Below are 13347 nucleotides of genomic sequence, written 5' to 3' on the forward strand. Positions count from 1 at the left end.
CCAGTGTGCCACGGCGCCCAACCCTACCCGCGAACCGGTCAGCCGACGGACCAGGTGTGGACCGGCTCCCCCTCGTGCATGTGCTCGGCGTAACGGCGCGTGACCGCGCGCATCGTGTCCAAGACGTCCCGGCCCTTCTCGTGCGTGCGGTCGAACTGCGAGATGAGCCACGTCGCCCCGTTGCGGCCCGTCGCGCAGCGACGCTCGATGATCTGCAGGTACTGGTCGATCACGGCGGAGTCCACGCCACGGCGCTCGAGCCCCACGTGCGCCAGCGGCAGCAGGTGCTGCAGGACCAGCTCGCGCACGGGCCCGGTCCCCACGCCGGGCCAGAACACCTCGGCCTCGATGCCCGCCTTGGCCGCCGCGTGGAAGCCCTCCTCGGCCGCCTTGAACGGCAGCTGGCTCCACACCGGGCGCTCCTGCTCGGTCAGCGCGGTGACGAGCCCGTAGAACAGGGCCGCGTTGGCGACCGTGTCGGGCACGGTCGGGCCGGCGGGCAGCAGGCGGTTCTCGACGCGCAGGTGCGGCTTGCCGTCGACGACGTCGTAGATCGGGCGGTTCCAGCGCCAGATCGTGCCGTTGTGCAGGCGCAGCTCGGGCAGCATGGGGATCCGGCCGGCCTCGATCTCGGCGACCGGGTCCTCGTCCTCGACGATCGGCAGCAGCGCCGGGAAGTAGCGGGAGTTCTCCTCGAACAGGTCGAACACCGAGGTGATCCACCGGTCGCCGAACCACACCCGCGGGCGGACGCCCTGGGCCTTGAGCTCGTCGGTGCGGGTGTCGGTGGCCTGCTCGAACAGCGCGATCCGGGTCTCGTGCCACAACCGCTTGCCCAGCAGGAACGGCGAGTTCGCCCCGACCGCGGTCTGGACGCCGGCGATGGCCTGCGCCGCGTTCCACGTCGGCGCGAAGTCGTCCGGCTCGACCTGCAGGTGCAGCTGGGTGCTGGTGCAGGCCGCCTCGGCGATGATCGTGTCGATCGTGGTCCGCAGCCGCTCGACGCCGTTGATGACGATGTGGATGTCCTCGCCGCGCGCGGTCAGGATCTGGTCCGACAGCAGGTGGTAGCGCGGGTTCTCCGAGATCGTCTCGCGGGTGAGGTGCCGTGCGTCCAGCGTCGGCAGGATGCCGATCATGAGCAGCCCCGTGTCGACACTCTGCGCCTTGCTCTGGGCCGCGTTGAGGTCGTCGCGCATGCGCTCGGCCATGTCCGCCAGCCCCCGGCCGGCGACAGGCGACGGCGGCACGTTGATCTCGACGTTGAACCGGCCCAGCTCGGTCTGGAAGTCCTCGGTGGCGATCGCGTCGAGCGTCTCGAGGTTGCGCAGCGCGGGGTCGCCGGCCTCGTCGATCAGGTTGAACTCGATCTCGACGCCCACGTGCGGGTCGGGCACGGAGAAGTCCTGCTGCCCCAGCATCGCCGCGAGGACGTCCAGGTTGCGCCGGACCTTCGCGCGGTAGCGGGCCCGGTCCTCACCGGTGAACTCGCGGGCTTCGACGTCCTGTCCCATGGCGCCCAGCGTATGGGCAGGAGCGGGCACCTCGCGCGCCGAGCGAGCGGCACCCCCGCCTCATGCGCTGAGCTCCGGGGCGTGCCACCGGTCCGGGTGCAGCCCCGACTGCAGCAGCTCCATCAGCAGCCGCGCCATCGTGTAGTCGGGGTCGAGGCGCAGCGCCTCCTCCAGCGCCACGGCGGCCCGCGCACCGTCCCCCGCCTGCCACGCGGCGAAGCCAGCGAGCGACAAGGGCGCGGACGCGAAGTCGGGCACCGCCGTGCGGCTGACCGACGCCCAGACGGCGTGCATCCCGAGGGCGTTGTCCCGGTCGATCCGCACCCACTCGGCGTCCCGGACGCTGACCGCGGCGACCAGGACTGCGATCTCGACGCGGTCGCCGTCGGTGAGCCGCTCCCCCGCCAGCGCGCGGTCGACGAGCGAGGCCACCCGAGCACGCTCGACGGCGGGCACGTCGCCCGCGTCGGGCCGGAGTGCCCGCGCGACGAACGCGTCGATCGCCTCGTCGTGCGCGGCGTCGAGCCAGCGCAGCCGCTCGCCCCGGGGTCCGGCGACCTCCGCGTACAGCGCCGCACGGTCGTCGAGGATGACCCGGCCGGCCGCGACCGCCCGCACGCGCGCCTCGTGGTGCTCGCTGAGCCGGTAGGGCTCGCCCTCGGGCGGGGCGCCGGGCGCGTCCGACCAGACCCGCTGGTCGTCGGCCCAGAGCACGAGCCGGCACCGCTCGGGCGGCAGCGCGTCCCGCAGCGCGAGCACCATCGCCCGCGCCCGCTCGGCGTCGGCGGACACCGCCAGCACCAGGAAGCCGTCCGCGCCGGCGCGCAGCAGGTGCGGCGCGAGTCCCGTGGCGAGGTCCGTCTCGCCGCCCGGGTCGGGCAGGTCGTGCCGCAGCCGGAAGCCGAACCGGCTGCGCTCGCCGTGGACGCACAGTCCGATGACGCTCTCGCGCGGGACGAACCCGAACATCGCGGGCAGGGTGTTGAGCAGGTCCTCGTGGGTGGTGGCGCGGTAGGGCGCCTCGTGCTGGGTCATGCCTCGACCCTCTCGGCCCGAGCGGCTCGGCAGAAGGGCCGTCGCGCGCGCTGTGGACGGCCGGTGGCCACGGCCCCGGACTGTGGACGAGCGGACGTCAGCGGCGACGCGCGCGGCGCGCGAGCCAGGCTCCGGCACCGGCGGCGAGAGCCGTGACGAGGCCCACCGCGACCGCGATCTCGCGCGGTCCCGCGCCGGGCGGCACGTCGGCCGCCTCGCGCACGGCGAGGCCCGGGTCGACGACCTCGGCGGTCGCCTCGAACCCGGTCGTCGCCGGCGCGGGCGCGGACCCGTCGGCGCAGCGCTGGCGGACGGCGAGGTCCACCGTGTCGCCGGGCTCGGCGCCGATGCGCGCCGTGAGGATGACCTCGGCCACGTCGCCCGGCGGCACTCCGGGTCCGTCGGCCTCGAGGAGCGGTCCGTCGAGCCGGACGCTCCAGCCCTCGGGCGCCGTCGCGCCGACGAGGGCCGACCCTGCCGGCACCTCGACCGACAGGCCGGTCGTGGCGGACGACCCGCAGCCGTCCCGCAGGGCCAGGACGAGGGCGGTCGTGCCGTCGCCCTGGGGGACCGCGGCGTCGACCGTCACGTCCGCGTGGGCCGGCACGACCGGCCCGAGGACGCCGACCGACGCGAGGGCGACGACGGCGGCGAGCCGAGCTGCACAGGTCGTCATGGGACCTCCACCTCCGCGAAGACGACGGGCTCGTCGAACCGCGACAGCCGCACCGCGACGGCCAGCTTCCACGTGCCCGGCAGGGGCAGGTCGAGGGTGCCCTCCCACCGGCCCGGGGCGGTGCGCGACAGCGGGCGGTTCATGGCGCCGACGCCGGCGTCGTCCGACGAGACCTGCAGGCGGGGCACCGCGTCGAGGTCGACCTCTCGGCCGTTCGTGTCGACGAGCGCCACCTGCACGGCGTTGGTGCCGCGGCGCACGGGCGAGACCACGACCCGGAGGCGATGGGACTCCCCCAGCTCCAGGTCGGAGCGCTGCACGGTCGGGACGCCGGCGCGCACGACGTCGGCGCGGGCCGGGGGCGTCTGGCCGACGAGCGCGCCGGTCGCGACGAGGACGGCCGCCAGAGCGAGCGCCTCGGCGGCGACGGTCCTGCGCAGCAGCCGCGCCGCCGCGGCGGTCTCGCGCCCCCGGAGCCGCGGCACCAGCTCGAGCCGGTTCCACGCGGCGAGGACGACGACCGGCGCCAGCAGCGCCACCTTGACCAGGACGGCGCGTCCGTACGCGCTCTCCCACAGGGCGGGGAGCGAGCCGGCGATGCGCCAGAACAGGACGGCACCGGCGACCGCGAGGGCCACGAGCACGACGACGGCCACGGAGGAGAACCGGGCGACGGCGGCGGCGCGCTCGACCGGCCGCAGCGACGAGGCGGCCAGGACGACGCCCAGGCCCAGCAGGCCGCCCCACCACAGGGCGCCGGCCCCGACATGGACGAGATCGGCGGCCAGGACGAGCCACGCGGGGCCGTAGCTGCGGGTGTGCCCGACCGGCAGCAGCGAGGCGAGCAGCAGCGCGATGCCCGCCGCAGCGACGGCGCCGGGGCGCGTCCGGCCCCACAGCGCGGCGGCCGCGCCGGCGGCGGTGAGCAGGACGGCCACACCCGCCGACGAGCCCAGTCCGTCCCGCCACGCCTCCGGTCCCAGCACCGACGACAGCGGTCCACCCGCCTCCCACAGGGCGATGACCGGCACGAGGCCGAGCGAGGCGAGGACCGCGAGCGCGGCGAGTCCGACCGTGAACCGGCCCGTCCGGCGGTCCACGTCGCCGTCGCGTCGCACCCCCGCGGGCGCGATGAAGGCGCAGAACGCGACGAGGCCGGCGAGGCCGAGCACGCCCGCGTACCGCAGCCCCTCGACGACCGTCCGCACGAGGTTGAGCTCACGCTGGGCCTGCGAGGCCGGCACCGCGACCGCGCCCGGCGTGGCCTCGCCGACGGCGAACGTGAACCCGCCCGTCACGGGATGGGAGTCGGCCGAGACGACCCGCCACGTCACGACATGCGAGCCGGTCGCCAGCGGCTGCTCCGGCGTGATGCGCAGGACGCTGCCCGTGACGGTGAAGGTCGCGGGCTGCTCCTCGCCCCGCGCGTCCAGCAGCGCGTTGTCCGTGCGCGCGAGCGTCACGGGCTCGCTGAACGTCACCGTGAGCTCGGAGGGTGGCGAGGCCAGCACCTGTCCGTCGCTCGGCGTGCTGCCGATCGCGGACGCGTGGGCCTCGGCCGGGAGCGGCCAGCCCACGAGGAGCAGGAGCCCGGAGAGCGCGGCCAGCAGCCGCGCTCCCCGGGCGCCGAGGGCGAAGGTCACGCGCGCTTCCGCGTGCGCCCCAGCGCGAATCCGCCGGCGGCCAGGCCGAGGGCGCCGAGCACGACGCCGGCCCAGCCGAGCGCGTCGGTGCCGGTCCCGGCCTCGTCGGCGTCCTCGTCCGCGGAGTCCGACGTGCCGTGGCCGTGACCGTCATCGGTCGCGGCGGTCGTCTCGATGAACGGGGCCGGCGACTCGGGCTCGTCCTCACCCTCCTCGTACGTCTGCGTCCAGGCGGTCTCGCCCTTCTCGCAGGTCTGGATGACGGGGAAGACGACCTTCTCCCCCTCCTCGTCGGGCAGCGGCAGCTGCAGCGCGACGGCGTCGCGCAGGCCGTCCGGCAACGGCTGCTTCGCGGTGTAGACGACCTCCGCGACGCGCTCGGTGGCCGCCTCGCCGTGGCTGTCCTGCGTCGAGGACGCGAGCTTCGCCATCTTCTTCTCGACGGTCCAGTTGGGGTTGACCGTCGGGGTGACGGCGATGATCGACTCCGGGATCTGGATCGCCAGGCGCGTCGTCGGCGAGGCCTCGCAGCCGTGACCGACCGAGAAGGTCAGCACGCTGTACGAGCCCGCCGCCGTGGACGAGGGCGTGACCGACACGTGGGCCGAGGCGGTGCCGGCACCCGCGAGGACGAGCGCGCCGGAGCCGAGGGCGAGGGCCGCCACACGGGCGGCACGGTGGGTGGTGGACATGGTCTTCTCCTGTGTTCATGACCGCCCGGAACGGGCGGGACGAGGTCACCCGCAGGCGCGGGTGACCGGGACGCTCACGACCCGGGAGAAGGGCGGGCCGCGGCGCACGACGACGTGGTCGAGCAGGCTCGTGACGAGGGGCGGCGGGGACGGCGCGACGGGGCGGGTCACGGGGCGCGGGCGCGAGCGCACCGGTCCGACGACGACGGCGACGCGGCGCCAGGCCGCCCACCAGAGGCGCTCGGCACCGGCCACGCCGGCGGCCATCAGCGCGACGCCGGCGAGGTGCGCGGCGACCATCGCGGCCGACGTCGGCAGCACCTGGTGCCCGTGGACGTAGCCGGACAGGGCGTGGACGGCCAGCTGCGGCAGGGCCAGCAGGACGAGCGCGCCGGCGAACCTGATCCGGTGTGCCGTCGCCCACCACGTGAGTGCGGCGACACCGGCGGCGACCGGAACGAGCGCGACGGCCGGCGGCGCCTCGCCGCTGCCCGCCACGTGGGCGCCGACCGCCAGGAGCATCCCCCACAGGGTCACCAGGCCGGCGCGCAGGAGGCGCGGCGCGGGAGCGACGGGGGTGGACACGGTCGCCAGCGTAGGCCCTGCCCGGCCGGACGCCGCCGGGCGTGACCGAAAGTTCACAGCAGCGTTACGGACAGCGCCGGCGCCACCGTCGAGACGCGCGCGGACACGACGGTGCCCCGGCCGTTCGGCCGGGGCACCGTCAACGTGCGGCCCGACCCGCGACAATGGGGCCCATGCGTCCGACGGCCTCGATCCTGCACCTGGATCTGGACGCGTTCTTCGCGTCGGTCGAGCAACGGGACAAGCCTTCCCTGCGCGGCAAGCCCGTGATCGTCGGCGGCGTCGGCCATCGCGGCGTCGTCTCCACGGCGTCGTACGAGGCCCGCCGGTTCGGGGTCCGCTCGGCGATGAGCATGGCCGAGGCGCGGTCCCGCTGCCCGCACGCCGCGTTCCTGTCCGGCCGCTTCGACGCCTACCGCGAGGCCTCGGGGCTCGTCATGGGCCTGCTGCGCGAGCTCTCCCCCGCCGTCGAGCCGCTCTCGCTCGACGAGGCGTTCGTCGACCTCGCGGCCCGCGAGGACTTCGACCCGGCCGCGGTGCCGGAGCTCGTCGACCGCCTGCGCGCCGACGTCACGCGCGTGACGGAGGGGCTCACCGCCTCGGTCGGCGTCGCGACGTCCAAGCTCATGGCCAAGATCGCCACCGAGATCGACAAGCCCGACGGCTCGTTCATCGTCGCCCCCGGCACCGAGCGCGACCTGCTCGAGCCCATGCCCGTCACCGTCATCGCGGGCGTCGGCCCGGCCACCGCCGCGCGCCTGCACCACGTCGGCATCACGCGGGTCGGCGACGTGTGGCGCCACTCCGAGGCCGAGCTCGTCGACCTGCTCGGCCAGGCGGCCGGTGCTTCGCTGCACCGGCTCTCGCGCGGGATCGACGACCGTGCCGTGAGCTCGCACCGCGAGAACAAGTCCGTCAGCACCGAGGACACCTTCGAGACCGACATCGTCGACCGCGGCGAGCTCGGCCTGATCTGCGACGCGCTCGCGCGCAGGACCGCCGCACGCCTGCGCAAGGCCGGCCTGTCCGGCCGGACGATCACGCTCAAGGTCCGGTACCACGACTTCAGCACGCACACCCGCTCGCTCACGCTGGCCGCGCCCACGGATCAGCCGCGCGTCATCGCCCAGACCGCGCGCCGCCTGCTCGACGCGACGGACACCGGCGGCGGCCTGCGGCTGCTGGGCGTCGGCGTCAGCGGCCTCGCCGACTGGGTCCAAGACGACCTGTTCGCCACCGACGACGCCGAGCTGCCCGAGGAGGCCGAGGACCTGCTCCCCACGCCGGCCGATCCGCCGCCACGGCAGGAGTGGTCGCCCGGCCAGGACGTCCACCACGCCGAGCACGGCGACGGCTGGGTGTGGGGCCGCGGGCTGGGCCTGGTGACGGTCCGGTTCGAGACCCGCCACACGCCCGTCGGACCCGTCCGGACCCTGCGCGCCGACGACCCCGAGCTCGTTCCCGGGCATCGCACGACGCGGTCGGAGCCGGCCGGTACGGTCGAGGAATGACCGACGCCCGGCCCGCCGTCCCCCACGCCCCGCGCCGCCCCCAGGAGCGGACCCACCACGGCGACACCGTCGTCGACGCGTACGACTGGCTGCGCGACAAGGAGGACCCGGCGACGATCGCCTACCTCGAGGCCGAGAACGCGTGGGCCGAGGACACGACGGCGCACCTGGCGGACCTGCGCGAGCAGCTGTTCACCGAGATCAAGGACCGCACCCTCGAGACCGACATGTCGGTGCCGCTGCGCCACGACCGCTGGTGGTACTACACGCGCACCGTCGAGGGCAGCCAGTACTCGATCCGCTGCCGTGCGCCGCTGGCCGGCCCGGACGACTGGGAGCCGCCGGCGGTCGCGCCGGGGACGGTCCCCGCGGGCGAGGAGGTCCTGCTCGACGCGAACGCCGAGGCCGAGGGTCACGACTTCTTCTCGCTCGGCGCGTTCAGCATCTCCGACGACGGCGACCTGCTGGCCTGGTCCGCCGACACGGCCGGCGACGAGCGGTACACGATCCGCATCCGGCGGCTCTCCACCGGCGAGGAGCTCGCCGACACGATCACCGACACCGCGCCGGGCGCGACCTGGTCGGCCGACGGCCGCTACCTGTTCTACGTCACCGTCGACGACGCCTGGCGGCCGCACCGCGTGTGGCGGCACGAGGTCGGCGGCGACGCCGAGGACGTCCTCGTGTTCGAGGAGCCCGACGAGCGCTTCTTCGTCGGGGTCGGCCGCAGCAGCTCCGAGCGCTTCCTCGTGATCGCCGTCGGCTCCAAGGTGACGTCCGAGGTGCGGCTGCTCGACGCGCAGGATCCCACGGGCGAGTTCGCCGTCGTGTGGCCGCGCCGCGAGGGCGTCGACTACTCCGTCGAGCACGTCGTCGCGGGCGGCCGCGACCACCTCGCGATCCTGCACAACGACGGCGCCGTCAACTTCGAGCTGGCCATCGCGCCGCTGGAGGACCCCACCGCGACGCGCGTCCTCGTCCCCGGCTCCGACGAGGTCCGCCTCGAGGCGGTCGACGCGTTCGCGCGCCACCTCGTGCTCTCGTACCGCCGCGACGCCACGACGCGCCTCGCGCTCATGCCCATCGACGGCGACGCGATCGGCGAGCCGCGCGAGCTGGACTTCGACGCCGAGCTGTTCACGTGCGGCCTGGGCGGCAACGCCGAGTGGGACCCGCGCTACCTGCGCATCGGCTACACGTCCTACGTCGAGCCGGCCACGATCTGGGACCTCGACCCCGCCACCGGCGAGCGGATCCTGCGCCGCCGCGCACCCGTCCTGGGCGACTTCGACCCGGCCGACTACGAGCAGCACCGCGCGTGGGTCCGCGCGGACGACGGCGCCCTCGTCCCGCTGTCGATCGTGTGCCGGCGCGGCACGCCGCGCGACGGCTCGGCACCCGGCCTGATCTACGGCTACGGCTCGTACGAGATCAGCCTCGACCCCGACTTCTCGATCTCGCGGCTGAGCCTGCTCGACCGCGGCTTCGTGTACGCCGTGGCGCACGTGCGCGGTGGCGGCGAGATGGGCCGGCGCTGGTACGACGACGGCAAGCAGCTGGCCAAGCGCAACACCTTCACGGACTTCATCGCGTGCGCGCGCCATCTCGTCGCCGAGGGCTGGACGTCGGCCGACCGTCTCGTCGCCGAGGGCGGCAGCGCGGGCGGCCTGCTCATGGGCGCCGTCGCCAACCTCGCCCCCGACGCGTTCGCCGGCATCTTCGCCGACGTGCCGTTCGTCGACCCGCTCACGTCGATCCTCGACCCGTCCCTGCCGCTGACCGTCATCGAGTGGGACGAGTGGGGCGACCCGCTGCACGACCCCGACGTCTACGCGTACATGAAGGGCTACGCCCCGTACGAGAACGTCACCGACCAGCAGTACCCGAGGATCCTCGCGGCGACGTCGCTCAACGACACGCGCGTGCTCTACGTCGAGCCGGCGAAGTGGGTCGCGCGCCTTCGCGAGGTGACCGGTGCGGAGCGCGAGGTACTGTTGCGCACGGAGATGTCCGCCGGCCACGGCGGCGTCAGCGGCCGGTACGCCGCATGGCGCCAGCGGGCCTGGGAGCTGGCGTGGATCATCGACACCGCGGGTGTGACCGACGCGAAACCAAGAAACTCCTGAGAACGGAATCCTCAGCCGATTCCGGTCGTTGTACCCGGTGAAGCCACCGTCAGGAGGAATCACTGTGGAAGACCGTGAATTCGAGGGCAAGGACAGCGTCGGCATGTACCTGTCCGAGATCGCGCGCACCCCGCTGCTCGACGCCGAGCGCGAGGTCGAGCTGAGCCGCACGATCGAGGCAGGACTGTACGCACGTCACCTGCTCGAGACCGGACGGATCGGCCGCGCCAAGGGCGGCGCGCCCAAGCGCGCCACGCGCGAGGAGCTCGAATGGATCGCCGAGGAGGGCGACCGGGCCGTCCAGGAGTTCGTGCAGGCCAACCTGCGCCTCGTCGTGTCGATCGCGCGCAAGTACGGCCGCGCGCAGATGCCGATGCTCGACCTCATCCAGGAGGGCAACACCGGCCTGATCCGCGCGGTCGAGAAGTTCGACTACGCGAAGGGCTTCAAGTTCTCGACCTACGCCACGTGGTGGGTCCGCCAGGCCATCACCCGCGGTGTGGCGCAGCAGGCCCGCGTCGTGCGGCTGCCCGTCCACGTCGTGGAGGAGCTCAACCAGGTCTCCGGCGCCCGCCGCAACCTCGAGCGCCAGCTGGGCTACGACCCGGACCCGGCCGAGATCGCCGAGGAGCTGGGCATGGACGTCGAGCGCGTCATCGACCTGCTGTCCTGGGGCCGTGACCACGTCAGCCTGGACTCCCCCGTCGACGACGACGGCGACACGAGCCTGGGCGACCTGATCGCCCGCGACAGCGCGCCCGGTCCGGACCTGGAGATGCTCGACCACGACGCCCGCGACCAGCTGCTGGCGCTCGTCGACCGTCTCGACGCCCGCGAGGCCGACATCGTCAAGGCCCGCTACGGCCTGCTCGACGGACGCCAGCAGAAGCTGGCCGACATCGGCAAGCGCCACGGCATCTCGGCCGAGCGCGTGCGCCAGGTCGAGCGCCAGGCCATCGCCCGCCTGCGCGAGATCGCCGATCCCGAGCTGGCCGCCTAGCCGGCCGGGGGCGTCCGCAGCAGCGTCCCCGGCCCACACCGACGCCCGGGTCGACGAGGTCCTCACCTCGTCGGCCCGGGCGCACTCATGTGCCCGCTGCCCCGTCGCGCTCGAGGATCGCCGAGCGGACCGCGTCGTCGTAGCGCAGGAAGTCCTCGGGGACGACCGCGAACGACGTGGTCCCGCTGACCACGGTCTCGTTGCCCATCGACTCCACGAGGCTGGCGGCCGTGGTCACGTCGACGTCGGTGAGCAGCGCCACGACGGGCGTCGACAGGGCCGGGGGGACGAAGGCGGACGCCACGCCCGGCAGTCCGATCGCGGGGAGCTGCTTGCCCTGGACGTTGGCGGCGCGCTGCAGCATCTCCAGGTACGTCAGCGTCTCCGGCCCGCCGATCTCGATCACCTGGCCGCATGCCTCGGGATCGTCGATGACCTCCGCGAGGTAGCGCACGACGTCCTCCAGCGCGACGGGCTGCGTCCGGGTGCGGAGCCACGACGGCGCCACCACGCCCGGGAGGACGTCGACCAGCTGCCGGATGATCTCCCACGACGCGCCACCGTGCCCGACGATGATCCCGGCTCGCACCGCGGTGACCGGCACGCCGGCCTGGCCCAGGATCGCCTCGACCTCCCGACGGGACCGCAGGTGCGCCGACAGCTCGTCGTCGTCCCGTCCCAGCCCACCGAGGTAGACGATCTGCTGCACGCCCGCGTCGAACGCGGCCCGGCCGAAGCTCTCGGCGGCCTGCGCATCCTGCTCCTCGAAGTCCGGCGAGCCCAGCAGGTGCACGAGGTAGTACGCGACCTCGACGCCCTCCATCGCCGCCACGAGGCTGGTGCGGTCGTGGACGTCCGCCTGCACTGGCGTCCCCGCGCCGCGATAGGCCTCGGGGCGTCGGGTCATGGCCCGGACGTCGTGGCCGGCCGCCTCGAGGCGACGGACGAGCCGGGATCCGACGAAGCCGGACGCACCGGCCACCATAATCGTGCGGGGCATGACTCGAGTCTGCGCGAGCGGACACCCGTTGTCGCGGCGATGCCGCTGCGGCTCGTCAGCGACGGGTCGCCGAGCGCAGCGACGACCAGACCTCGTCGACGCGGGCGGTCAGCTGCTCCAGGGTGCCGGTGTTGTCGATGACGACGTCGGCGGCCGCGAGCCGCTGCTCGCGCGTCGCCTGGGCGGCGATGCGTGCCCGGGCGTCGGCCTCGGTCATGCCGCGGTCCCCGACCATGCGGGCGACCTGCACGTCCTCGGGGGCGTCGACGACGATCACGACGTCGCACGCGGCGGCGGCGCCCATCTCGACGAGCAGCGGGTTGTCGTGCACCACGACGGCGTCGGGTGCCGCGGCGGCCTCGCGGGCGGCGGCCAGGTCGCGGATCGCCGGGTGCGTGATGGCCTCGAGGTCCTTGAGGGCGGCCGGGTCGGCGAAGACGATCGAGCCGACGTGGGCGCGGTCCATGGAGCCGTCCGCGGTGATCGCCTCGGGCCCGAACCGCTGGGCGATGAGCGCGAGCGCCGGGCTGCCGGGCTCGACGATCTCACGGGCCAGCCGGTCGTAGTCGATCACGACGGCGCCCAGCTCGGCCAGGCGCCGGCTGACGGTGCTCTTGCCGGACGCGATGCCGCCGGTCAGCCCGACGCGCCGGGCCATCAGGACGTCCTCACAGAGTGCCGGCGCTGCCGACGGTCGTGACGTGGACGTGGTCGTAGTGGTTGGCCGTGTCACCGCCCCGGTCGCTCATGCCGCGCCAGCCCTCGCCGCCGCGCTGGACGGTCCAGATGCGCTGCTCGTAGATGAGGTAGTCGACGCCGAGCGCGACGCGGTTGGCCTGCAGGAACGCGGCGATCTCCCAGCCCAGCTGGCCGCGGACCATGATGTCCAGCGAGTGGCCCGTGGCGTGCTCACCACGGCCGGCGACGCCGCCGTAGCTGGCGACCTGCGGGAAGCGCGCGCACACGGCGCGGTAGACGCGCACGGTGTCGGGCTGCAGGCCGGACTCGACCGACGAGCCGCGCGCGCAGGGCGCCTGCGAGATCGTGCCCTCGGTGGGGCCGAGCTTGGGCTCGCTGTCGTCGATGAGCTTCGTGGCGACCCAGCGCGAGAGGTCGTTGTGGATGATCTCGGTCCAGCCGCCGCGCGTGGTGCCGGTGACCTGGACGGTCTTGCCCTTGCCGATCGTGGCCAGGACGGGCGAGTCCGGGTCGGAGTCGGCGCGGACCGGGACGGTCTTCTGGGCGTACATCGTGCCCTCGACGCGGGCCTCGGCCTTGACGCTCGACGGCAGCGGAGCACGCTCGACGCTGCTGCGGCTGGCGCGGGCGGGGGCGGAGCCGTCCAGCGCCTCGGTGACGATGTCACCCTGCGAGGCCGGCGCCACATCGGCGGCGGTGGCCACCGTGGCGACGGTGGCGGGCGAGGAGCCGAGCGTGGCGACCGCGGCGACTCCCAGGGACGCGACACCGGCGGCGATGCCGCCGTGACGACGCGCGCGGACGTACCACGGGTCTCGGACCACCGGCTTGCGCCGGCTTCCGGGCTTTCGAGCGTGGGTCATCGA

General features: G+C 74.3%; 12 protein-coding genes. 3 read left to right on the forward strand and 9 right to left on the reverse strand.

Going from position 1 to position 13347, the window contains the following annotated elements; genetic code table 11:
• Window positions 1–38: 38 nt before the first annotated feature.
• The 6 genes from AB3M81_RS05110 to AB3M81_RS05135 form a co-directional block, all read right to left on the reverse strand.
• Window positions 39–1514, reverse strand: coding sequence for a glutamate-cysteine ligase family protein (locus AB3M81_RS05110; RefSeq protein ID WP_412902822.1), 1476 nt, complete (start codon window positions 1512–1514; stop codon window positions 39–41).
• Window positions 1515–1574: 60 nt separating this feature from the next.
• The gene (locus AB3M81_RS05115) at window positions 1575–2549 is read right to left on the reverse strand and encodes a DUF4192 domain-containing protein (protein WP_412902823.1); all 975 of its coding nucleotides are present in this window, start codon (window positions 2547–2549) and stop codon (window positions 1575–1577) included.
• Between the two features lie 97 nt (window positions 2550–2646).
• The gene (locus tag AB3M81_RS05120) at window positions 2647–3225 is read right to left on the reverse strand and encodes a hypothetical protein (protein WP_412902824.1); all 579 of its coding nucleotides are present in this window, start codon (window positions 3223–3225) and stop codon (window positions 2647–2649) included.
• A complete protein-coding gene (locus AB3M81_RS05125; RefSeq protein ID WP_412902825.1) occupies window positions 3222–4868 on the reverse strand; it encodes a copper resistance CopC/CopD family protein in 1647 nt (548 codons plus the stop codon). The genes AB3M81_RS05120 and AB3M81_RS05125 overlap by 4 nt, the downstream gene beginning before the upstream one ends.
• On the reverse strand, window positions 4865–5560 hold the full coding sequence (locus AB3M81_RS05130; protein ID WP_412902826.1) for a YcnI family copper-binding membrane protein: 696 nt from the start codon (window positions 5558–5560) through the stop codon (window positions 4865–4867). Before AB3M81_RS05130 ends, AB3M81_RS05125 begins: the two co-directional genes overlap by 4 nt.
• A gap of 45 nt (window positions 5561–5605) precedes the next feature.
• On the reverse strand, window positions 5606–6145 hold the full coding sequence (locus AB3M81_RS05135; RefSeq protein ID WP_412902827.1) for a hypothetical protein: 540 nt from the start codon (window positions 6143–6145) through the stop codon (window positions 5606–5608).
• A gap of 173 nt (window positions 6146–6318) precedes the next feature.
• Here AB3M81_RS05135 and AB3M81_RS05140 point away from each other — a divergent pair, with 173 nt between their 5' ends.
• From AB3M81_RS05140 to AB3M81_RS05150, 3 genes are all read left to right on the forward strand, one after another.
• Window positions 6319–7656 (forward strand): DNA polymerase IV, encoded by a 1338-nt coding sequence (locus AB3M81_RS05140; protein WP_412902828.1) that lies wholly within the window; start codon window positions 6319–6321, stop codon window positions 7654–7656.
• On the forward strand, window positions 7653–9782 hold the full coding sequence (locus AB3M81_RS05145) for a S9 family peptidase (RefSeq protein WP_412902829.1): 2130 nt from the start codon (window positions 7653–7655) through the stop codon (window positions 9780–9782). The genes AB3M81_RS05140 and AB3M81_RS05145 overlap by 4 nt, the downstream gene beginning before the upstream one ends.
• 103 nt (window positions 9783–9885) lie before the next feature.
• A complete protein-coding gene (locus AB3M81_RS05150; RefSeq protein WP_412903132.1) occupies window positions 9886–10782 on the forward strand; it encodes a sigma-70 family RNA polymerase sigma factor in 897 nt (298 codons plus the stop codon).
• An 85-nt stretch (window positions 10783–10867) separates the two neighbouring features.
• Here the strand turns inward: AB3M81_RS05150 and AB3M81_RS05155 are convergent, their stop codons facing one another.
• The 3 genes from AB3M81_RS05155 to AB3M81_RS05165 are packed head-to-tail and all read right to left on the reverse strand — an operon-like array spanning window position 10868 to window position 13344.
• Window positions 10868–11782: an NmrA family NAD(P)-binding protein gene (locus AB3M81_RS05155; RefSeq protein WP_412902830.1), complete on the reverse strand. Its 915-nt coding sequence runs from the start codon at window positions 11780–11782 to the stop codon at window positions 10868–10870.
• Window positions 11783–11837: 55 nt separating this feature from the next.
• A complete protein-coding gene (gene coaE, locus AB3M81_RS05160; protein WP_412902831.1) occupies window positions 11838–12440 on the reverse strand; it encodes a dephospho-CoA kinase in 603 nt (200 codons plus the stop codon).
• Between the two features lie 10 nt (window positions 12441–12450).
• A complete protein-coding gene (locus AB3M81_RS05165) occupies window positions 12451–13344 on the reverse strand; it encodes an SH3 domain-containing protein (RefSeq protein WP_412902832.1) in 894 nt (297 codons plus the stop codon).
• Window positions 13345–13347: the final 3 nt, after the last annotated feature.

This window comes from Aeromicrobium jepli (assembly GCF_047246605.1).
Classification (GTDB): Bacteria; Actinomycetota; Actinomycetes; order Propionibacteriales; family Nocardioidaceae; genus Aeromicrobium.